At 31.3% G+C, this 23,676-nt stretch carries 19 protein-coding genes, 1 pseudogene and 1 riboswitch; of the genes and pseudogenes, 19 read left to right on the top strand and 1 reads right to left on the bottom strand.

Going from position 1 to position 23,676, the window contains the following annotated elements:
- Positions 1–6: 6 nt before the first annotated feature.
- From KQH81_RS10545 to KQH81_RS10505, 9 genes and pseudogenes are all read left to right on the top strand, one after another.
- Positions 7–693 (top strand): response regulator transcription factor, encoded by a 687-nt coding sequence (locus tag KQH81_RS10545; RefSeq protein ID WP_027640082.1) that lies wholly within the window; start codon positions 7–9, stop codon positions 691–693.
- Positions 686–1,711, top strand: a complete 1,026-nt coding sequence (locus KQH81_RS10540; protein WP_035771329.1) for a sensor histidine kinase — start codon at positions 686–688, stop codon at positions 1,709–1,711. Before KQH81_RS10545 ends, KQH81_RS10540 begins: the two co-directional genes overlap by 8 nt.
- Positions 1,704–2,288: pseudogene (locus KQH81_RS10535) on the top strand (GNAT family N-acetyltransferase). Before KQH81_RS10540 ends, KQH81_RS10535 begins: the two are co-directional and overlap by 8 nt.
- Positions 2,289–2,507: 219 nt before the next feature.
- Entirely contained in the window at positions 2,508–2,954 is a 447-nt protein-coding gene (locus KQH81_RS10530) for a Fur family transcriptional regulator (protein ID WP_051196375.1), read from the top strand.
- Entirely contained in the window at positions 2,932–3,249 is a 318-nt protein-coding gene (locus KQH81_RS10525; RefSeq protein ID WP_035771328.1) for a hypothetical protein, read from the top strand. The genes KQH81_RS10530 and KQH81_RS10525 overlap by 23 nt, the downstream gene beginning before the upstream one ends.
- A 90-nt stretch (positions 3,250–3,339) precedes the next feature.
- Positions 3,340–4,851, top strand: a complete 1,512-nt coding sequence (locus KQH81_RS10520) for a metal ABC transporter solute-binding protein, Zn/Mn family (protein WP_035771327.1) — start codon at positions 3,340–3,342, stop codon at positions 4,849–4,851.
- Position 4,852: 1 nt separating this feature from the next.
- Entirely contained in the window at positions 4,853–5,566 is a 714-nt protein-coding gene (locus KQH81_RS10515; protein WP_027640080.1) for a metal ABC transporter ATP-binding protein, read from the top strand.
- Entirely contained in the window at positions 5,559–6,389 is an 831-nt protein-coding gene (locus KQH81_RS10510) for a metal ABC transporter permease (RefSeq protein WP_027640079.1), read from the top strand. Before KQH81_RS10515 ends, KQH81_RS10510 begins: the two co-directional genes overlap by 8 nt.
- Complete coding sequence (locus KQH81_RS10505; RefSeq protein ID WP_027640078.1) at positions 6,386–6,919, top strand: TIGR03943 family putative permease subunit; 534 nt, start codon at positions 6,386–6,388, stop codon at positions 6,917–6,919. The genes KQH81_RS10510 and KQH81_RS10505 overlap by 4 nt, the downstream gene beginning before the upstream one ends.
- 100 nt (positions 6,920–7,019) lie before the next feature.
- Here KQH81_RS10505 and KQH81_RS10500 read toward each other — a convergent pair whose 3' ends face one another.
- Positions 7,020–7,817, bottom strand: coding sequence for a class I SAM-dependent methyltransferase (locus KQH81_RS10500; RefSeq protein WP_027640077.1), 798 nt, complete (start codon positions 7,815–7,817; stop codon positions 7,020–7,022).
- 375 nt (positions 7,818–8,192) lie between these two features.
- Positions 8,193–8,395: riboswitch (cobalamin riboswitch) on the top strand.
- Positions 8,396–8,526: 131 nt separating this feature from the next.
- Here KQH81_RS10500 and KQH81_RS10495 point away from each other — a divergent pair.
- The 10 genes from KQH81_RS10495 (at position 8,527) to eutL (ending at position 23,673) form a co-directional block, all read left to right on the top strand.
- Positions 8,527–14,532: a DUF4430 domain-containing protein gene (locus tag KQH81_RS10495; protein WP_027640076.1), complete on the top strand. Its 6,006-nt coding sequence runs from the start codon at positions 8,527–8,529 to the stop codon at positions 14,530–14,532.
- A gap of 220 nt (positions 14,533–14,752) precedes the next feature.
- On the top strand, positions 14,753–15,883 hold the full coding sequence (locus KQH81_RS10490) for a 1-propanol dehydrogenase PduQ (RefSeq protein ID WP_027640075.1): 1,131 nt from the start codon (positions 14,753–14,755) through the stop codon (positions 15,881–15,883).
- 361 nt (positions 15,884–16,244) lie between these two features.
- Positions 16,245–16,595 (top strand): BMC domain-containing protein, encoded by a 351-nt coding sequence (locus KQH81_RS10485; RefSeq protein ID WP_027640074.1) that lies wholly within the window; start codon positions 16,245–16,247, stop codon positions 16,593–16,595.
- Between the two features lie 3 nt (positions 16,596–16,598).
- On the top strand, positions 16,599–17,033 hold the full coding sequence (locus tag KQH81_RS10480) for a EutP/PduV family microcompartment system protein (protein ID WP_027640073.1): 435 nt from the start codon (positions 16,599–16,601) through the stop codon (positions 17,031–17,033).
- A 17-nt stretch (positions 17,034–17,050) separates the two neighbouring features.
- Positions 17,051–17,647 (top strand): ANTAR domain-containing response regulator, encoded by a 597-nt coding sequence (locus KQH81_RS10475; protein WP_027640072.1) that lies wholly within the window; start codon positions 17,051–17,053, stop codon positions 17,645–17,647.
- Positions 17,616–19,043 (top strand): sensor histidine kinase, encoded by a 1,428-nt coding sequence (locus KQH81_RS10470; RefSeq protein ID WP_230028213.1) that lies wholly within the window; start codon positions 17,616–17,618, stop codon positions 19,041–19,043. The genes KQH81_RS10475 and KQH81_RS10470 overlap by 32 nt, the downstream gene beginning before the upstream one ends.
- 231 nt (positions 19,044–19,274) lie before the next feature.
- Positions 19,275–20,708: an ethanolamine ammonia-lyase reactivating factor EutA gene (gene eutA, locus KQH81_RS10465; protein ID WP_027640070.1), complete on the top strand. Its 1,434-nt coding sequence runs from the start codon at positions 19,275–19,277 to the stop codon at positions 20,706–20,708.
- Between the two features lie 18 nt (positions 20,709–20,726).
- A complete protein-coding gene (locus tag KQH81_RS10460; protein WP_027640069.1) occupies positions 20,727–22,094 on the top strand; it encodes an ethanolamine ammonia-lyase subunit EutB in 1,368 nt (455 codons plus the stop codon).
- 16 nt (positions 22,095–22,110) lie between these two features.
- Entirely contained in the window at positions 22,111–22,998 is an 888-nt protein-coding gene (gene eutC / locus KQH81_RS10455) for an ethanolamine ammonia-lyase subunit EutC (RefSeq protein ID WP_230028212.1), read from the top strand.
- A gap of 21 nt (positions 22,999–23,019) precedes the next feature.
- On the top strand, positions 23,020–23,673 hold the full coding sequence (gene eutL / locus KQH81_RS10450) for an ethanolamine utilization microcompartment protein EutL (RefSeq protein WP_027640067.1): 654 nt from the start codon (positions 23,020–23,022) through the stop codon (positions 23,671–23,673).
- Positions 23,674–23,676 lie beyond the last annotated feature (3 nt).

Here is a 23,676-nt window from a genome sequence, read left to right as displayed (position 1 = left end):
ATAATGGTGAAGAAGATTGTAATTGTAGAAGATGAGCTTTTTATGAGAGAAGAGCTCAAGTTAATTTTAGAAAAGGAAGGGTATGATACTTTTTGTATAACTAAATTTTCTAATGTGGTAGATGAAATTATAGCTGCTTCACCAGACCTTGTATTATTAGATTTAAATCTACCAGGAATATCTGGATTTGAAATATGCAAGGGACTTAGACATAAAAGTAATGTTCCAATACTTGTTTTAACAGGTCGGGATCAAATGAAGGATGAGTTACATGCACTAGATATTGGTGCAGATGAATATATAAATAAGCCCTGTCATAAGGAGCGTTTATTGGCAAGAATAACTAATTTATTGCGTCGTTTAGACGATAGAAAGCATTTTGCAGAAATAAAGGATATTAGCTTAGATTTACAAACCTATACTATAAATGTGAAAGGGAAAGCTACTATTTTACCTGATAATCAAGGAAAGATAATGGAATTATTACTTGAGAATTATCAAAAGCTTGTTACTAAGGAAATGTTACTAAAGAAGCTTTGGGGTACAACAGAATTTATTGATGAAAATGCTCTTCATGTAAATATGACTAGGCTAAAGAAGTCCTTGCATACTTTAGATACTGACTATAAGATAAGCACCATTAGGGGCAAGGGTTATTCATTAGAGCCTATAGGAGACAATAATAATGATTAAAAGGTTAAGAGAAATATTCATAAAAAATAGACTTTGGATTATTGTTATACTACTATTGAATTTTATATTCGGTGGATTACTATGGTTAAGTAATGAGAAGGCTTTTGTTTATATATTCCCTACTATGATAATTGGTTCTTTAATTTTATATTGTGCTACAGCGTTTATTCTTTATAAAAATGATTTAAAAAGAGAAGAGGCACTTAGTAATTTTTTAAATGATCCTACTATAGATAGAGAAAATGAAATCATAAACTTGTTTCATTATAAAGAGGCTAATGTGCTTAAAAATATAGGTGAAATCTTAAGAGAAAATCAGAACACTATAAATAATTATAAGCAAGAAGTTGAAGAATATGAAGAGTATGTAGAGGCTTGGGCACATGAGATAAAAACTCCACTAGGATTAATGACCTTTGTGCTAGATAATAGAAAAGATGAAATATCAGAAATTGTTTATAAAAGATTACAATATGTAAGAACAAAAATGCAAGAGGATATAGAAAGAATGCTGTACTATGCAAGATTAAAATCTACTTGCAATGATTACTTTTTTAAAGAGCTCCCATTAAAAGAGAGTTGTGCAGAAGTAATTGAAGAATATAAAGTAATATTGCAGGAAAAAGGTATAGCTGTAATATTGGATGTTGGTGAGTGTAAAGTTGTATCTGACAAAAGAGGAATGCAATTTATAATAAGGCAAATAATCAGTAATGCAGTAAAATACAAGAATATGGAAGTGAGTCACCCACAGATAGTTATTACTTCAGATGAAAATGAGCAAAATGTAAGGCTTAATATAAGAGATAATGGAATTGGTGTTAAGGCTTATGATTTGCCATTTATATTCGAAAAAGGCTTTACTGGTGAGGTTGGAGAACAAAGAAAAAATTCTACAGGAATGGGATTATATTTAGCAAAACAAATATCAGAAAGATTAGAAATAAATCTAGAAGTAAATAGCAAATGTGAAGATGGATTTGGAGTTACATTGATCTTTCCTAAGGTTGTTGTTTAATAATTATGCCCAAGAAGTCGCTTATTCTTATTTTAGAATGGGCGACTTTTTCTATTATTATATTTATTGCTTATGGGTTTCTGGTGACTACAAAGGAAAAGGGTATGGGAAATTGTTGATGGAATATTGTTTAGCTGATGCTAAGGGAAGTGGTAAATCTGGAATTTGTATGCTTGGAGCAAAAAAACAAAAATCATGGCTTGCTGATCAATTATTTGCCCAAAAGTTTGGTTTTGAAGTTGTCGATACTACGGATAATGGCTACGAATTGCTTGCACTTTCTTTTGATGGAACAACACCAGAGTTTACACAAAAGGCTAAAAAAGAAGAAATCGAAAGCAAAGAGCTAACAATTTATTATGATATGCAATGTCCTTATATCTATCAAACCATTGAGATGATAAAACAGTATTGTGGAATGAATGGTGTTCCTGTATCTTTTCTTTAGGTGGATACGCTGCAAAAGGTAAAGGAGTTACCTTGTGTTTTCAATAACTGGGGTGTATTTTATAAGGGAAAATTTGAGACAGTAAATCTGTTAGATATCAACTATTTAAAGAGAATACTCAGGAAATGAAGCGGAAAACATTATCATTTTAAAAATATAGGTAAATATTTTGTAAATGCCTATTTTTTAATAAAAACATATATTTGTATTTGAATCAAAAACTGATTTTCATAGGTCTGGAAGCATTAAAATAAAATGTTGTGTAGCTAGTTAATATCATATTGACAAAAGTATAAATAAATGCTAAATTGAAAATGATTTTCAAATTCGCAAGGGAGGAATAATAAAATGTCTAGATTGTCATATCAAACAAAACAAAAAAAGGCAATTTTAGATTTTTTAAAACTTAATTGTGATGAACATATAACTATTTCTCAAATATCAGAATATTTGAGAAAAGTAGGAATACAAGTTGGTACGACTACAATTTATAGAAATATGGATGCACTTGTGGAACAGGGAATAGTAAAAAAATATGCTATGGAAGGAAATGCAGGTGCTTATTTTGAATATATAGGAGATAGAGAATGGCCACAAAGGCAGTTTCATTTTCGATGTAAAGATTGTGGCAAACTTCTTCATTTTCAAAGTGAAAAATTACAGATGTTAGATGCTTATTTTAAGGAAGAAGTACCTATTAAAATTGATTTAGGACAAACTGTATTTTATGGTATATGTGACATATGTTTTAAAAATGAGGTAAAAGAGGTGAATGCAAATAAGGATAAGGCTTGATAATAAGAAAAATAGAATAGTGACTTTTTTGGTATGCATATGTTTCTTTACAATTTTGATTTTGGGCACTATTTATGAGGCAAAAGAGTCTGACCATAGTTGTTCTGGAGATAATTGTCCTATTTGTGCTCATATTCAACAAATAGAAAATACGATACGTCAGTTGTCCACAGCAATTAATGCCGTAGGATCATTTGTAGCATTTTTTATAATATTTGTTGAAATGTTATTATTATACAATAAGGTGATCAAAGTTTTATCACCTGTAGAATTGCGGGTAAGAATGAATAATTGAAGCCTCCAACGGGATTGTAATATCATTTTTAATAGTTATATAATACAATCCTTTGTTTAAATATTGAATATATATTTATGGAGGTTTTTTATGAAACGAATATTATCTTTATTAATAACATGTTTTATGATGATTGGACTTTTAACATCATGTGGGACATCAAATTCTAAGGCTATAGACTCTAATGGGAAATTAAAGATTGTAACTACTATTTTTCCACAATATGACTTTGCACGTCAGGTTGCTGGGGAACATGCTGAAGTAACTATGCTTTTAAAGCCTGGTGCTGAAAGCCATTCTTTTGAACCTACACCACAAGATATCAAGAAGATTCAAGATGCTGATCTTTTTATTTATACAGGTGGCGAAAATGATGTTTGGGTTGACGATATTCTGTCTTCAATGGGAGATAAGAAACCGAAAACTTTGAAATTGTTAGATTGTGTACCTACTGTCAATGAAAAGATCGTAGAGGGAATGGAGCACGAACATGATGAAAAGGAAGAACGTCACCATAATGATGGTGAATTTGAAGATTCTGATGTAAAAGAACGTAAGTTAAGTGATTGGGCAGGTGATTGGCAGTCTGTGTATCCATATCTATTAGACGGGACTTTAGATAAAGTTTTTCATCATAAAGCTGAAGAAAAGCAAGATAAAACAGAAGAAGAGTATAAAGAATATTATACTAAAGGATATAAGACAGATGTAAATCGAATCAAAATTGAAGATAATAAAATAACATTTTCTAAAAATGGAGAGGAATCTACCTCAGAATATACTTATAAAGGTTTTAAAATTCTAACCTATGATTCAGGTAAAAAAGGTGTTAGATATCAGTTTGAAGCAGTTGATAAAAATAGTGGAGCACCTAAGTATGTACAATTTAGTGATCATTTAATTAAACCTACAGATGATGTGGAGCATTTTCACCTTTACTTTGGTGATGATAGTTTCGATACTTTGTCAAATGAAATGGATAATTGGCCTACTTATTATAAGAGTAATTTGACTGGAGAAAAAATTGCAGATGAAATGATTGGACATGACAGTCACTCTCATGAACACGAAGAAGAAATTGATGAACATGTTTGGACTTCACCTAAGAACGCAATTTTAATTATAGAGAAAATTAAAGAAGTTCTTTCTGAAAAAGATGAAAAAAATGCAAAATCATATTCAGAGAATAGCGCAGAATATATAAGCAAATTACAAGCTTTAGATAAAAGCTTTCAAGATGTTGTAAGTTCTGGTAAAAGGAAGACTTTAGTATTTGGAGACCGTTTTCCTTTCCGCTATTTTGCTGATGCCTATGGATTAAATTATTTTGCAGCTTTTTCTGGTTGTTCCACTGAGACTGATGCAAGTGCTGCTACAGTTGCATTTTTGACTGATAAAGTAAAAGAAGAAAAGATTCCAGTTGTTTTCAACATTGAGTTTTCTAATGGTAAAATTGCAGATTCTATTTGTGATGCGACAGGAGCAAAAAAAATGACACTTCATTCTTGTCATAACGTGTCTGCCAACGATTTTGCAAATGGAGTATCTTATCTATCTATTATGGAACAAAATGTAGATAAGATTCGAGAGGCTTTGAATTAAGATGTCATTAATAACATGTAAGAATGTAAGCTTTGCTTATGATGGCAGAATAGTTGCAAAGAATTTAAATTTTTCAGTAGAAAGTGGAGACTATCTTTGTATTGTAGGTGAAAATGGAGCTGGAAAAAGCACATTAATGAAGGGGATTTTACAATTGAAAAGTCCCTCAAGTGGAAATATATATATGGGAGAGGGACTGAAGGCGGATGAAATTGGTTATCTGCCACAACAAACAGAAATTCAGAAGGATTTTCCAGCAGATGTGTTTGAAATTGTTCTTTCTGGATGTTTAAACCGATTAAAAATTCGCCCTTTTTATGGGAAAAGTGAGAAACGTTTAGTAGATGAAAAACTAGAACAACTTGGTATTGCATCATTAAAACATCATTGTTATAGAGAACTGTCTGGAGGTCAGCAGCAGAGAGTCCTTTTGGCCAGAGCTTTATGTGCAACAAAAAAAATATTAATATTAGATGAACCAGCAGCCGGTCTTGACCCTATTGTAACTGGTGAATTATATGATTTGATTGCAAAAATAAATCGAGAACAAAAACTTACGGTTATTATGGTATCTCATGATATTCAAAGTGTTTTGCGTTACTCAAATAAAGTGCTGCATTTAGATAGAGAACAGTTATTTTTTGGGACTGTTGGGGAATATCGAAATACTCCTCTGAGCGTACAATTCTCTAGAGGAGGTGCATCTCATGATTAGTATTGTGCAAGAAATGCTTGCATATCCTTTTATGGTACGTGCATTGATTGTAGGTATACTTGTGGCTTTATGTGCATCTCTATTAGGGGTAAGTATGGTGTTGAAAAGGTACTCTATGATAGGTGATGGACTTTCACATGTTGGATTTGGAGCATTAGCTGTTGCTACAGCTTTTAATATGGCTCCACTTGTTATTTCACTTCCTGTAGTTGTTTTAGCTGCATTCCTTCTTCTTCGTATCAAAGAAAGCAGCAAAATAAAAGGAGATGCGGCTATTGCTCTCATCTCTACAGGATCTCTTGCCATTGGTGTTATGGTAATTTCTATGAGCACAGGCATGAATACAGATGTATGTAATTATTTGTTTGGCTCTATTTTAGGAGTAAAACAAAACGAAGTAGTATTAACTATAGTATTGTCTGCTTTTGTTTTAATACTGTTTGTATTATTTTACAATCGTATCTTTGCAGTTACTTTTGATGAAACTTTTGCAAAAGCTACTGGAACAAATGCAGATTTATATAATATGTTAATTGCATTACTTACTGCATTTACTATTGTTCTAGGGATGCGAACCATGGGAGCACTACTGATTTCTAGTTTAATTATTTTTCCTGCTTTAACATCAATGAGGATATTTAAGCAATTTCGAGCAGTAATAATTTCCTCTGCGATACTTTCAGTGTTTTGTTTTGTAGCAGGACTTATATTATCTTATGTATATGCTACTCCAACAGGTGCTAGTGTAGCAATACTAAATATTGGATGCTTTATGCTTTTTTCAGTGTTTGGATGGCTTAGGGGAAAGAGGTGTAAAGAATGAAGAATATCAAGATTGTAGCTATAGTGGTTGGTATCATGCTATTGTTTGCTGGATGTAAAGTTAATAATCAGCCTAAACCAGTAGAATCGGATATAGGCGCAGATGATAAAGCCAAAAATACAGATAATGTTACTATGCCTTATTTGCCAAGTGATACACAGGTAAATAGGGAGGATGTTTTAGTGATCAGCGAAAAAATGTTCTTAACCCAAATTATCGATATTAATTTTAATTTTGATAATTACAAAAATAAAACTATCGTGGTTGAAGGGATGTTTAAAATGTTTTCTAATCAGGATGGAACGCAAAATATTCCAGCCGTGTATAGGAGAGGGCCTGGCTGCTGTGGAAATGATGGAGGAGGAGGGTTTTTCTTGAAATTTGATGGAGAACTTCCAAAAGATAATGATTGGATCAAAGTAACGGGAAAACCTGAATTAGTTAAGAACGGGGACTTTAATGATCTGTATCTCAATGTTACTAAACTTGAAGTTCTTGAAAAACGAGGAGCAGAATTTGTTCAGCAGTAATACTGATTAAAATTTTATATATGAAGAAAGAGTTTAACTTTATATAAAAATTTTTAAACTATAATAATCGATAGTCATTTAATGACTATCGATTATTTATTTAAGCAATTTTTTCAAAGCGACCAATTCTATTATTCTTTGGGCGAAGTTTAGGAGAAATAAGTGATATAAAAATAGGCGAGAATCTTTTCATAGTATCAGTAAGATTAAAGTCTCCTGTCATTTTATACATAGGGCAAAGCTTTGTGAAATCTTCGGTAGACCCAATGCCCCATTGAAACACAGCTGTAGTTTTTTTTATTGTATCGTGTATTTGTTGATTGTTTACCATCCAGGTACTCATAAGCTCGCATAAAAGAGTACAATTTTTAAAGGATGTAGAGACTTTTTTAAATAGATTTTGAACTTCATTTTCTTTAAGATACATTAATAATCCTTCTGCAATAACTAAAACATTTTCTTTATTTTTTATTTTTTCAATCCATGTAAAGTCTAAAACGGAAGAAGAAATATTAATAACTCTGTCATTTAAAGGTATTATTTTTTCTCTAATTTTCATGACATTCTGGAAATCAATATTATACCATTCAATGGTACCGTTATCTACACGACTAAATCTATCATCAAGTCCACACGCCATATTGACAATACTGCAATTAGGATGCTTTTGGATGTACTCTGAAACTTCTCTATCAAAAATAATAGTTCGAGCAGCGCATCCCCACATATTCATTTTACTTTTACCATGTTTTTTAAAATCATAATCTAGAGAATCTATAACAGCTATAGCAGTTTTGTCGTAGAAAGCATGATTTTTCTTTCTGCTCTCTAAAGCTCTTGCATAGACAGGGACTAACATGGTTTCATTGACTCCTGATAAATTGATTTTTTGTTTCATAATTTTCTCTACTCCTTTCATTATTAGATGGCAATTCCTTGGTTAGTCATAACTAACTAAAGTATAACATTAATTTTTTATAAGTCAATGATGAAAATGTAGATTAAATTTTCTTTAAAGGTTTAGAGGATATAACTTAATATATGTTATATCCTCTTGGTAATTATATACAATCAGGAGAGGGGAATCTCCTTTCTTTATGAATTAAAAAAAACGTATTAGCTATAATATGGGGGAATAGCTAATACAAAAGTTAGAATAAAATGATAGTTCAAATTACTATATTATTTATATAAAAAAGAAGAGAAACACACGGATTGTTATTTCTATTGCATAGAACTCTACTTATATGTTAATATGTAAATATAATGTAAATATTAAATATAATTTCTATGTTTTACATATCACGGTAGTATGTAACTAAGATGGAATTCGGTTAAAGTCCGAAACGGTACCCGCCGCTGTAAGCGAATAGTTGTTTTTATTATGTCACTGAGAGTTATATTATATAACACTTGGGAAGGCGAGAACAATGTTGAAGCGCAAGTCAGAAGACATGCATAGTAAGATAAAAGAAGAGTCATATGTGTTTCGGGAGACACGCATATGTTTTTCTGCATGAAAAAAATCTCAGTGAATACGGACTGTGAACAACAGGCCACTTTTTTTGCGCAAAAATGTGGTAGATATTTAAGGAGGCGTAATAGAATTGAAAAAAAGAAATCAAGCCAGCAAACTACTTTCACTACTTTTAACTATATGTATAGTATTGTCAAGTGTGCCTATTCAAGCATTTGCTGCAAGCGAGACTACAGATTCAGTATTGGACAAGGTAACCCCTCAAGCTATATTTGAGCTAATTAAGGGGAAAAATTTATTAATGGATGATATAACCACTGACTTAGAAGACTATGAAGATATGGTATCCAATAATGAAAAAGTGACTATGAAATTAGATTCAACTGGAAGGTTGGTTCCATATAAGTGGGGCGATACCGAAGAAAAAATCTTTTTAAAGTGGGACACAGAGAAGAACAATGATAAATATAAAGATTATATCAATGTTGCTCCAAACACAAGAGGGTTGAACCTTTTAAAAAGACCATTACTTGGAGAGCCATCAGCTGATGTTGTTTTAACAATGAAAGCTTGGACTCCAACTCAGAATGAAAGACTTGTTGATTTAAAGCTAAAAATACAACCGGGAAAGGCTATACCAACAGAGCTTGAGATAATTAAAAGAGACATTTTTCAAGAAATTAAAGGCAATAATATAGATGCAGGCAATATAACAGAAGACTTGAAATTGCCAAATGCTTATATTAATAAGGAAGCTATAACTATTAAGGCAAACATCAATAAAGAAAACAAACTTGTATTTAAAAGCAAATATTCGTCATCATCTTATTTAATTGAATTTGGACAAAGCACAAATTCTAAAGTAGTTAATGTAACAAAAGATAAAATTGCCGTAACTCGCCAAGCTAAGGATACAAAGGTTGAGATTCCTATTACTATAAAAGAAAACGTTGGCAACAAAAAGGTTCTAGACCAGTTCAACTTATCATTGACTGTAAAAGGAAAAGATTCAGGATCTGGGGATGGAACTGAAACAAATATCTTAGATCAATTGACAGAAGAGATATTATTCACTGCAATTAAGGGTGAAAATATATCTAAAGATTCTATAACTGATGTATTAAGTCTTCCAGCAAATGGGGACAATCCTTTTTATTTTAAAGGATTTAAGCCTGATGGAACAGCTCAGTGGTGGGCATCTAGGTTTGGTGCATTAGCAAAGATTGAGATTACAAAAAGCAGTAACCCTGATATTATTGAAGTAGGTACAGACTGTTTAAAATTAAAATCAAAGCCAGAAAAGGATGAGCTAGTAACTTTAATTTTTGAGCTTACAGATTTGAAAAATCAAGATAATAAAAAGACTGTTGAGTTGAATCTTACTGTAAAAGCATCAAAAAACAAACTTAATGTTGTAGAAAAACAATTATTTGATGCAATAAAAGGTAATAATGTATCAGCAGATAAGATTAAAACAGATATGATAATGCCAGGAGAAGTTAATCCATTTTTTGCAACTGCAACTGGAGAAAACATAACTTGGGATGGGGTAAAGAAAGAGACAAGCAATGTAAAAATTGAATTTACTAATAGTGACAACAAAGAATTAATTGCAATTGAAGGCGGAAAAATTAAAGTTTTAAATTCACCTGAAATAGATACAACTGTTAAGCTAAGTGCTACACTAACAGATTTAACTAAACCAGAGGAAACTAAAAATGTAGAATTAATGTTAACAGTTAAATCTCTAACCAAGATAGAGAAAGAATTAAAGGGATATTTAGATAAATATTTAGTTCCTGAGAATTTTTCATATACAAATATAAAGAAATCAGGAGTTTCTTTTGCAGAAGATTATAAGAATAACAATGTTAGATATTCACTGCAATTACCGAATATTTCTGCATTAGAAAACTTACCGTGGGGAGAAGTAAAAACCTCAGTTTCTACCGAGAATAATGATGGAGTAAAGAAAATTAATAATTATGTATGGGATCCTATTAGAGCTGATGTAGGTGGTAAATCTAAAACTATAACACTTACATATACATTGACAAAAGATAAAGAGTCAGTGTCAAGAGATATAGACTTCACTATTCCAGCCCTTACAAACGAAGAAATTCAGGAAGAAATCAAACTTTTAGATGATATTAAAAAGAATTTCTTTGAAGGAATTAAAGGAGATAACTTTGATGCAAACAACGTATATGACAGCCTTAGGGATATATCAGAAGCTAGATATGAAGATAACAAATTAGTTTTATCAAACAGTGCTAAAGAAAATAAATATTATGGATTTAAGTTTTCTACAGGTCGTGAAAATGGTCGTTGGACTGTAAATTATGAGAATGGCAAAGGTGATCTATTTGATCCAAGCAATATGGTTCTTCAAAAAAGACCCGATATTGACACTAAAGTAAATATTGGACATCAAATTGAGAGTGTGCAGCTACAAAAATATGCGGAATGTTATCCTGACAATAAAGAACTACAAAAATTGAAGAGACAAACTATAACTACTGATATAGTTGTTAAAAAAGTTGATGCAAGCTGTAAAAATATTAAAGTTGGAAACTATGTAGTTACAATCAAAGATGGTGAAAAAGAGTATTCTGTTCTAACTTCTGAAACTTTAGCAAAAATTTCTGTTGAAACAGTTTTATCAAACATGAGTGCAAACCTTGTAATTGCAGGAAATGATTGTACCAATATTCACAAAGCAGAAATAAACTTGAATGATGGATATGCTAGATTTGGTATAAATATAAGTGATTGTGATAATAAGAATGCTGGAACTGAACAAAACTGCGATTATACAATAACTGTAGTTAGTGAGAAATTCTTAGAGGATTCAATTAAAAGATTGCCGTACGATCCTTCAAAAGCAAACGCTGAAGAGATTAAAACAGCTCAATTATTGTACAGACAGTACATGGGATTAGAGGATAGTGACAAAGCTAAGATTGAAGGCAGTAAAAAAATTGAAAAATATAATTCTGGATATGTAGATCCTAAAAATGATGCTAAAAAGGAACTTGATTTAGTTGAAAGCAAACTTTTTGATGGAATTAAAGGAGAAAATAAATCATCAGATTTAGTTTATACCGATTTAGAAGAAGTTAGATATGCAAAGATAGAAGGAGATAAGGTAACCTTCTATAAGGAGCCAGTAGTAGGATGCAGCATTAGAATTGATTGGACTAAAAGTAGTGCTCCAGAATATGTAGATGTTCATAATGGAAATGATTTTGACACTAGATATGTATTAGCATTTAAATTAAATAAAAGACCTAGTAGAAATTCTTCAGCTGCAGACATTAAGTTTGATGCGAAGCTTACACACATGGTGGAAAGTGCAGTTGAACAGTCAGCTTCAACTGAGTTTAAACTTAAGGAATATGATGCAAGGCTAAAAACTTTATCAATAAAAGAATTTCAAAATTTAAAATTTGATAGCGATATTAAGGAATATACTATTTTTAATACATCGGGACTCAAAAAAATTACATTAAATATAGAATCAATAGTTCCAAAATGTGAAATTGAAATAAACAATAAGAAAGTAAAAAGTATAGCAGAAGTTGCTTTAGATAGTGAAGTAAAGACAATAGAAATTAAGGTAAATGACTGGACTAAAAATACTTTAAATGAAAAATGGGATGAAAAGATATATAAAATTACTGTAATGTCGTCTTTAGGAAAGCTTGAAGAGCAAATAAACAAATTACCATCATCTGATGAGATTACAAAAGATAATTATAAGAGCTATATAAATACAGTAAAGACACTAAGTGATGCCTTCAACTCATTAACTTCAGATCAGAAAGATAAAATTTCTAAGATTGCAGTAGAAAAATTGAATCAGGTTACTGAGAAGATTGAATCACTAAAGCTTGCTGATGCAAAGGCTAAGGCTATTGCAGAGATAAATTTATATGGTGGAAATGAGGAAGATTACACAACAAGAAATTGGCTTAAGGTAGCTGCAGCTAGAAAAGCAGGTATAGAGGCTATAAATGCAGCTAAAAATGAAGATGCTGTAATTAATGCTTTGACTGAAACAAAAGCTAAAATCACTATAATTCCTAAAAAAGAAATTGGTGAAGCCGCAGTAAATACTAAGCTTGAGAGTATATTCATCGTACCAGGTGAGATAAAAGCAGTTTGCGGAAATGATGGTATTTATTCAGCCAAAGTTCCTTCAGATGTTGAAAAAATAACAATAAAAGCACTTCCAAGCAACAAGAAAGCTTATGTAAAAGTAAATGGAGAAGAGATCTCCCCTGAAAAGAACTGGACTTCTTCTGAAATTATTAAGGTTCCAGAAAAAGGCTTTGCTGAAGTTACAATTACAGTAATTTCTTCTGACGAAACAAAGACACAGGAATATAAGCTTCGTGTTGAACGTTCAGAAGTTATTCCTCAAGAAAATATTAATGTAACATTTGAACTCATTGGGGATAGCAAGCATGCAGAAGGAATGCATGATTCCTTTGAAAATTGGATTCAAAAAGTTACAGTATCAGTTCCAAAGGGATCAACAGCTAAGTATTTAACAGATAAACTTTTGATTGAAAATAACATACCATTTGTTGTTACTGCTGGAGGAACTTATATTCAATCAATCAATGGTCTTAGTGAATTTGATAATGGACCTAATAGTGGATGGATATATAATGTAAATGGGAAAAATATTAACAAGACATATGATGCATATGTTTTAAGTGAAGGTGATTCTGTAGTTTGGAAGTATACAGATGATTATATAAAAGATGGATACTTTCCTGATGATGATGAATCCATTAAAATTGTTAAGACGCTTATTTCAGAAATTCCGGAAATAGACAAGCTTACTATATCTGATGCTAAAATCGTTGCAAAAGCACGCGATGCATATAATTCTTTAAGTGATCAGGCTAAGATAAAAATAACTGAAGCAGAAAAAGCTAAATTAGATGAGGCCGTTAAGAAAATGGCAGAAATTCAAAAAGATGCTGAAAGTTCATTTATTGATTGCTATAAAGCTATTGGTGCGGCAATGTTAAGTGATGCTGAAAAATATGGACTTACTGTGGGCACAATAGGCGGTGAATGGGCACTTATTAGCCTTTCTAGATCTGGTATTGTAACTGACAAAGTGAAAAGAGAGTATTGTGAAAACCTAGTAAAAGTGATAAAAGAAAATGGTTCAGCAATCCTTAATAATTATAAATCTACTGAAAATTCAAGAGTTATACTTGGACTTACTTCTATTGGTATAGATCCAACTAATGTTGAAGGCTATAATTTGTTAGAACCTCTTGCAGACTTTAATTATGTGAATAATCAAGGTATAAATGGTTCAATTTGGGCATTGATTGCTTTGGATAGTCATGGATATGATATACCAAAGGTAAAAGCAGGCAGAGAGCAAACTACTAGAGAAAAGCTAGTAAATAAAATTCTTGATATGCAGCTAGAAGATGGAGGATGGTCATTAGCTGGTGCTACTAGTGATGTTGATATTACTGCTATAGTGTTACAGTCACTTGCCCCATATTATAGCAGTGATGCAAAGGTAAAGGTCGCTGTAGATAAAGCGTTAGATTACCTTTCAAATATTCAAGAAGAAGATGGCGCATTTTCATCTATATATGGTGATGTCAGCCTTGAGTCAACTGCTCAGGTTATAGTTGCCTTAACTAGCCTTGGAATCAATCCTATGACAGATACACGTTTTATTAAAAATGATAATACCCTTATAAATGTTCTTCATAGATATAGAGTTGGTAATGGATTTGCTCATGTTATTGGCGGAGAGATTAATTCTATTGCTACAGAGCAGGGGTATTATGCATTGACTGCCATGTATAGATTTATTAATGGGCAAAGTGCTCTTTATGATATGAGAAATATTGAGCTTACTTTTATGGAAAATACAATTAAACCAGGTACAGGTGAAACTAATAATCCAGAACATGGTGAAGTTGATAGACCTACACAGGATAATCAGCAAAACACCAATAATATAAATGAAGGAGAGTTAGGAAAGCCAAAGACTGGTGATGAGATTAATATGCTTCCTTGGATTATAACTATGCTTCTAAGTGGTGCAGCAATTATTTTGTATAGAAGAAAGTATAAAGAGATAATATAATAATAGATGATAGATAGAACACTTTATTATTGACAAGCATTTTTAAAAAGAGTATATTAAAAATAGCACAATGTGGTGTTTAGAGAGCAAAGAAGCTCCATAGGAAAATCCTATGGAGCTTCTTATTTTTTATAGTGATATTTGTAGAAAATGTTGAGTTAAAGCTAAGAATAAAAATTTTCTTATAAACCCACAATTAATAAGAAGAGGGGAGCTAGTAATGAAGAGATTTAAGATTAAAACAGAGATACTTTTTGGAGAAGGAGCATTAGATTATTTAAAAGAACTTAAAAACAAAAAAGTTTTTATAGTTACAGATCCTTTTATGGTAAAGTCAGGTGCTATTGAAAAACTGACTAATAAACTAACATCATCTGATGTATTCGTATTTAGTGAAATAGTTCCAGACCCACCAATTGAATTAGTTGTAAGTGGCATAGAAATGCTTAGAGACTTTAATCCAGATGTGGTTATTGCCTTAGGTGGAGGTTCTGCTATAGATGCAACCAAAGCAATAATAGACTTTTCAAAAAAAATAGCTAAATTAAAGGATATTAAGCTTATAGCTATACCAACAACAAGTGGTACAGGCTCAGAAGTAACTTCATTTTCAGTAATAACAGACAAGCAAAAGGGGGTTAAATATCCTTTAGTATCAGATGAATTATTACCAGATATAGCAATTTTAGATCCAGAACTTGTGAAAACAGTTCCGAATTTTATAACTGCAGATACGGGTATGGATGTACTTACCCATGCATTAGAAGCTTATGTTTCTAAGAATGCAACAGATTTTTCAGATGCTTTAGCTGAAAAGGCAGCTACTTTAGTATTTAATTATTTGTTGAGAGCTTATGAAAATGGAAACGATATAGAAGCTAGAGAAAAAATGCATAATGCTTCATGTTTAGCTGGATTAGCGTTTAATGAGGCTTCTTTAGGCATTAATCATAGTATTGCTCATGTTTTAGGAGGTAAACTCCATATTCCTCATGGAAGAACTAATTCAATATTATTACCACACGTAATAGAGTATAATGCAGATATAACGGGATATAGCTCTAGGGAATTTAGTGAAGCAGCAGAAAAATATGCTAGAATAGCTAAAATAGTTGGATTACAAGGATCAAACACTAGAGGATTAGTAAAAAATCTTGTAAATGAAATCAAAAAGATGCAAAAGACCATGAATATGCCTACAACTTTAAGAGAGTGTAAAGTCAATATTGAAGAATTAAAGAATTTAGAAAGTGAAATAGCTCAATTAGCATTAAAAGATGCATGTACAGAAACTAATCCGAAGGTTCCAGATGAAAAAGATATAATATTTATTATAAATAAAATAAAATAGCCTTTTATAGTTTACTTAAAATTAGACAATTTTCTTAGTATATTTACAAGTTATTTTGATATATTACATTTAAATTGATTCTAAAAAATTAATTAGTTAACAAAGAATTAGGAAAAATAGAGTGATTTTATTAATATGATAAACTAATATAAAAAATATATGAATATATTGACAATGAGATAATTAAAATTTATAATAAATATATCACAATGGCGTGATTGATTTTGAGCGATGTGGCTCCTTAAAGGAATTTCATTTACTTAAAGGTATGAATGAAACTTTGAGGAGCTTTTTTATTAAATAAGTTATTAAACGTTTTAGATAGCCAATAATTTAACAGGGAAAGTAAGGTGAGAAACATATGGGAGATGAGTCAAAGCAGAGAATTATACAAGAATATGTACCAGGGAAACAAGTCACACTTGCTCATATAATAGCAAATCCTAATGAAGATATATACAAAAAACTAGGACTTATAGTGGACAAAAAGGATGCTATAGGAATACTGACTATAACACCAAGTGAGGCATCTATTATAGCAGCAGATGTTGCTACAAAGGCTTCAGGAGCTTCGTTAGGTTTTATAGATAGATTTAGTGGATCTTTAGTAATAAATGGCGATATAAGTTCTGTTGAGTCAGCTTTAAATGAAGTTTTAGATGTTTTAAGTAATATTCTAAATTTCTCATCAACTAAGATTACGAGGACCTAATATATGGGAAGAGTAATATTTATGGGTAAGACAGGGTGTGGTAAGACAACCTTGTGTCAAGGATTAAATAACTTAGAGATAAAATATAAGAAAACTCAAGCTATAGAACTTTATGATAATGCTATAGATACTCCTGGAGAATATATGGAAAACAGAGGATACTATACTGCTTTAATAGTTACAGCAGCAGATGCTGATCTTATAGCTTTAGTTTATGATTGTACTTCAGAAGAAAATTATATTGCCCCAGGCTTTGCAAGTATATTTTGTAAGGAAGTTATAGGTATTATCACTAAAATAAATTTAGCTAAAGATGAATCAGAAATAGAAATAGCAGAAGAAAGATTGAATTTAGCTGGAGCAAGCAAAATATTTAAAGTTGATACAGTGGATGATGTGGGAATTAAAGAATTATTTAATTACTTAAACAAATTTTAATTTGAGGTGAACTGTTAATGAAAAGAACTATAGTAATAGTCGATGATGAGCCTATTACAAGGATGGATACAAGGGAAATTTTAGAAGCCAATGGATACGATGTTGTAGGAGAGGCTTCTGATGGTTTTGAGGCAATTGAAGTTTGTAAAAAATATAATCCTAGCTTAGTTTTAATGGATATAGATATGCCTTTATTAGATGGAATAAAAGCTAGCAAGGTATTAAGCAATGAAAATTTAGTTGGTGGCATAATATTAGTAACATCATTTGAAGGTAAAATATATATTGAAATGGCTAAGGAAGTAGGAGCTTTTGGATATATAGTTAAACCTATAAATGAGAAAGTATTTATTCCTACTGTAGAAATGTGCTTATCAAAGACAGAAGAATTTGATAAACTAAAAAAAGACTATGATAAAATAAATAATAAATTAAATGATAGAAAATTAATAGAGAAGGCAAAAGGGATACTTGTTAAGCAATTGAACTTAAATGAAGATGAAGTTTATAACAGAATAAGAAATTTAAGTATGGATAGAAGAACTACCATGGCTGAAATAGCAAAGATAATTATAATTGCTTATGAGGGTAATGATGATAGAAGCATTATGTAGAGAATACACACTTTTAAGTTATGATGATATAAATAAGATAATGGACATTTCAAAATCTCTGCAGCTTATGGCAGACTTTTATGAAAGTGATGTATTTATCGATGTTTTAGATAAAAATGAAACTTTTGCTATTGTAGTAGCCCATGCTATCCCAAAAGACAAGCCTTCCTTATATAAAGAAAAAGCAGTTGGAAAAAAAGCTTTAAAGGAAAATGAGCCAGGTGTTATAGAAACATTAAAAAACGAGACTGCTAATAAGGACATAAAAGCACTAACTCAAGAAAATAAGTTTGTAAAGCAAAGAATACATCCAATTCTTAATGAAGAAAAGGTTGTAGGAGTTGTAATAGTAGAAAATGACATTAGTGATGAGCTTGAAAACAATTTTAAGATAGACATAAGTTCTACAAATGAAAATTCTGAATCAAAAGGATTTTTAAAACTTTTAAAAGCAGGTACCTTAATAACAAACAATCTTCATGATGGAATTCTTGTTTTTGATAAAAGGGGAAAGCTTGTTATAAAAAATACCAAAGCAGATAATATATATGATAGTTTAGGATATAAAAGTATAAACTATGGAGATGACTTTAATAAATTATCATTAGATGATACTAAATTTGAAGATATATCAAATATTATTGGAGAAGACAGTGATTTAAAGCAAAGAATAGAGGTTCAAGTAAAAAATTCTTACTTTGAACTAAATAGAACCTTTATAGATGAAGAAAATTTAAGAATAATTGAGATAATAAAGGATATAAGTGATATTAAAAATAAAGAGGCTAAGTTAGTTCTAAAGTCAGTAGCTTTAAGAGAGGCTCATCATAGAGTAAAGAATAGTTTACAAACAACAGCAGCATTACTTAGAAGTCAAAGTAGACGATGTAAAAGTGAAGAGGCGAAGGAATATTTACAAGAGAGTGTAAACAGAATACTTGCTATTGCTACAACTCACGATTTATTATCCAAATCTCAAGAAAGTAATATAAAGGTTAGAGATGCTATAGAGATGTTAACTGAAAATATAAAGAAAAGTTGGTGTGGATCTAATATAGATATCTACATAACTGGAGATAATTTTTATATAGATGGAGAAAAGTTAACAGGATTACTTTTAATAATGAATGAACTTATACAAAATTGTTTCGATCATGCCTTTTGTAATAGGGATGAAGGTAAAATACAAATTCTTATACAAAGTGATGAAGAACACAAAGCCATAGCTGTTATTGATGATGGTTGTGGATTTGATTTAGATTCAGTTAATAATGGTAATTTAGGTTTATTTATAGTTAATAGTTATCTTAATAATCAACTAAAGGGAAGTATGGATATAGAGTCTAATAAAGAAGGAACTAAGGTACTATTAAATTTTAAAATTGAAGAAAATTAAGAATATAAATAACTATGAACTGCGAAGTAGTGGTTTGAATTGAGCAATGAGGCTTAAGGTTATAGTAAATAAAACTTGGATTTTTGAATCAAGTTTATTTCTGTAACTTTAAGCCTTTTTAGTTCTTTAAAATAAATACTTATCTAAGTTAAAGAATTTAATTAGAATATTATAAGCTTATATAAAAATAATAAATTGTGAAATTTTGGGAAGTATTAAGGAGGGGAAAGGATGAGAGAGGAACTTTTGAGTGTTGGAATAGATATAGGTACGAGTACAACTCAGCTTATATTTTCTAAGTTAATAGTTGAAAATGAAGCATCAGCTTTTACCGTTCCAAGAATAAGCATTGTGGATAAGGAAATTATCTATAGAAGTGAAGTTTATTTTACACCACTTATTTCAAATACTGAAATAGATGGAAAAAAAATAAAAAGAATTATTGAAGAAGAATATGAAAAAGCAGGAATAAATAAAGATGATATTCAAACAGGTGCAGTAATAATAACTGGTGAGACAGCTAGAAAAGAAAATGCAAATGATGTATTACACACACTAAGCGGATTTGCTGGTGACTTTGTTGTGGCAACAGCTGGACCTGATTTAGAAAGTATCATAGCTGGAAAGGGTGCCGGAGCACATATTTATTCTAAGGAACATTCGACCAGTGTTGTAAATATGGACATTGGAGGAGGAACAAGTAATCTTGCACTTTTTTTAAGAGGTGAAGTTAAGGAAACAGGGTGTCTTGATATTGGAGGTAGACTTATAAAGGTTAATCCAAATACACGAGAGATAACATATATTTCACCTAAAATAGAAAGGATAGCAAAAGAAAAGAATTTAGGTTTAGAAGTAGGCGAAAAAGCAACATTAGAAAATATTAAGCCAGTAGTTAATATGATGGTTTCTTGGTTAGAAGAAAGTGTTGGGTTAAAACCTAATGGTGAGTATTTTGATTACATAGTAACAAATAAAAGCATAGACTTAGAAAATGAGATCAGATGTATATCTTTTTCAGGAGGCGTTGCAGATTATATATATTATGAAGGAGAGATCGAAGATTACTTCAAATATGGAGATATTGGAATAATACTAGGACAAGCTATTAGAAATTCAGATTTATGTAAAAAGTTTGAAGTAATAAGATCAATTGAAACTATAAGAGCAACGGTTGTAGGAGCTGGTTCTCATACAACAGAGATAAGTGGAAGTACAATTACTTATACAAAGGATAGTTTTCCAATAAAAAATTTACCAATATTAAAGCTTAGCTTAGAAGAAGAAAGTCAGGGATCTAAAGAGTTAGAAAAGGCTCTTAAGAAAAAAATAGAGTGGTTCAGATTAGAAAATGACTTTCAAAAAATAGCTATAGCTATTAATGGTAAGAAAAATCCATCCTTTATAGAAATTCAAGAATATGCAAAAGGCCTTGTAAATGGAATGAAGGATTCAATTGAAAAAGATGGACAGTTAATAGTAGTTGTTGAAAATGATATGGCTAAAGTTTTAGGACAAGCAATATATTCCCTACTTAATTTTGAAAAAGAAATTATCTGTATTGATGGTATTAAGGTTGAAAATGGAGATTATATAGATCTTGGAGCACCAATTGCAGAGGGAAAAGTATTACCTGTTGTTATAAAAACACTAGTTTTTAACTAATCGGAAGGAGGATAAAAAATGATTTTAAAAACAAAATTATTTGGAAAAGCCTATACTTTTAAAACTTTAAATGAGGTTATGGCTAAGGCAAATGAAGAGAAATCAGGAGATAGATTAGCGGGATTAGCAGCTGAGTCTTCAGAAGAAAGAGTGGCAGCAAAGGTTGTATTATCAAATATAACTTTAGAAGATTTAAGAAATAACCCAGCAGTTCCTTATGAAATAGATGAGGTAACTAGAATTATTCAAGATGATGTAAATGAAAAAATATACAACGAAATAAAAAGTTGGACAGTATCTGAGTTAAGAGAATGGATATTAGATGAAAATACAACAGGTGCTGATATAAGAAGAATTTCAAGAGGTTTAACTTCTGAAATGGTAGCAGCTGTAGCAAAATTAATGTCTAATATGGATTTAATATATGGAGCAAGAAAGATAAAGGTAACAGCTCATTGTAATACAACAATCGGTGAAAAAGGTACTTTATCAGCAAGACTTCAACCAAACCATCCAACAGATGACCCAGATGGAATAATGGCTTCATTATTAGAAGGGTTAACTTTTGGAATTGGAGATGCAGTTTTAGGATTAAACCCAGTTGATGACTCTGTTGAGAGTGTTACAAAAGTATTAAAGAGATTTGATGAAATTAAAAGGAAATTTAAAATTCCAACTCAAACTTGTGTACTAGCTCATGTAACAACTCAAATGGAAGCGATAAGACAAGGGGCTCCAACAGACCTTATATTCCAATCAATAGCAGGTTCTGAAAAAGGAAATGAAGCTTTTGGATTTAATGCAGCAACTATAGAAGAAGCTAGACAATTAGCTTTAAAGCAAGGTACAGCTACAGGTCCAAATGTAATGTACTTTGAAACTGGACAAGGTTCAGAACTTTCATCAGACGCTCACCATGGAGTTGACCAAGTAACTATGGAAGCTAGATGTTATGGATTTGCTAAGAGATTCCAACCATTTTTAGTTAACACAGTTGTTGGATTTATAGGACCAGAATATTTATATGATTCAAAACAAGTTATAAGAGCAGGTCTTGAAGATCATTTCATGGGTAAATTAACTGGAATACCAATGGGATGTGATGCATGCTACACAAATCATATGAAAGCAGATCAAAATGATATAGAAAACTTAGCTGTATTATTAACAACAGCAGGATGCACTTATTTCATGGGAATTCCACATGGTGATGATGTAATGCTTAACTATCAAACTACAGGATATCATGAAACAGCTGCTTTAAGAGAAATGTTTGGATTAACAGCTATTAAAGAGTTCCAAGATTGGTTAGTTGAAATGGGATTCATAGATGAAAATGGAAAGCTTACTGAAAAAGCAGGAGATGCATCTGCACTTTTAGGATAGGAGGGGAAATAGAGTTATGAACGAAAAAGATTTAAAACTAATGGTTGAACAATTAGTTAGCCAAATGGTTGGACAAGTTGATATGCAATCAGTAGAAAAAGTGGTTAAGGAAGTTACTCAAAATCAATCTAAAGTGGAAATTGATGACTTTATACCAGATATTACAGAGATAGACATAAAGAAGCAGCTTCTAGTTGATAATCCAGTGGATAGAGAAGCTTACTTAGAAATGAAGGCTAAAACACCTGCTAGATTAGGTTCAGGAAGAGCAGGAGCTAGATATAAAACTATAACAGCATTAAGAATGAGAGCAGATCATGCTGCAGCTCAAGACTCAGTGTTCTCAGATGTTTCAGAGGAATTTATAAAGAAAAATAATCTAATATTTGTGAAAACTATGTGTAATGATAAGGATGAATATGTAACTCGTCCAGACCTTGGAAGAAAATTTTCACCAGAAACAATAGAAACTATAAAAGATAAATGTGAAAAAAATCCTAAGGTTCAAATAATGGTTGGAGATGGTTTAAGCTCAGCCGCAATAGAAGCTAACTTAGAAGATATTCTTCCATCAATAGAGCAAGGATTAAAAATGTATGGATTAAATGTTGGACCTATAGTATTTGCTAAATATTGTAGAGTTGCGGCTATGGATGCAGTAGGAGAAGCAACTGGGGCAGATGTTGTTTGCTTATTAGTTGGAGAAAGACCAGGTCTTGTAACGGCTGAGTCAATGTCGTCTTACATAGCATATAAACCAAAGGTTGGAATGCCAGAAGCTAAAAGAACAGTTATATCAAATATTCATAAAGGTGGAACAACTGCAGTTGAAGCAGGTGCTCATATTGCCGAACTAATAAAAACAATGTTAGATAAAAAAGCTTCAGGAATAGATCTTAAATAATAAATTTGGAGGAAATTAAGTATGAAAAATGATTTAATACGTCCTAATGTTTTAAGCGTTAAGATAATATCAAATGTTAGTCCAGAAATGGCTAAAAAATTAGAGTTGGAACCACATCATAAGAGTTTAGGATTAATCACAGCTGACTGTGATGATGTAACTTATACAGCTTTAGATGAGGCTACAAAAGCTGCAGAAGTTGATGTAGTTTATGCTAGATCAATGTATGCTGGAGCAGGGAATGCTTCAACAAAATTAGCTGGAGAAGTAATTGGTATTCTTGCTGGACCAAGTCCTGCAGAAGTTAGAAGTGGGTTAAATGCTACTTTAGATTTCATTGATAGTGGAGTTGGGTTTATGAGTGCCAATGATGATGATTCAATTTGTTACTATGCTCAATGTATATCAAGAACTGGATCATATCTTTCAAAAATAGCAGGAGTAAGAGAAGGTGAAGCTTTAGCTTACTTAGTAGCTCCTCCATTAGAAGCAATGTATGCTTTAGATGCAGCATTAAAAGCTGCAGACGTTGAAATGTGTGAATTCTTTGCACCTCCAACAGAAACAAACTTTGCAGGAGCCTTACTTACAGGATCACAATCAGCATGTAAAGCGGCATGCGATGCTTTTACAGAGGCAGTACAATCAGTAGCTAGTAATCCATTAGGATTTTAATAG

The sequence above is a fragment of the Clostridium cadaveris genome (assembly GCF_020911725.1).
In the GTDB taxonomy this organism is placed as follows: domain Bacteria; phylum Bacillota; class Clostridia; order Clostridiales; family Clostridiaceae; genus Clostridium_X; species Clostridium_X cadaveris.
This window is presented reverse-complemented; position numbering and strand designations above follow the sequence as displayed.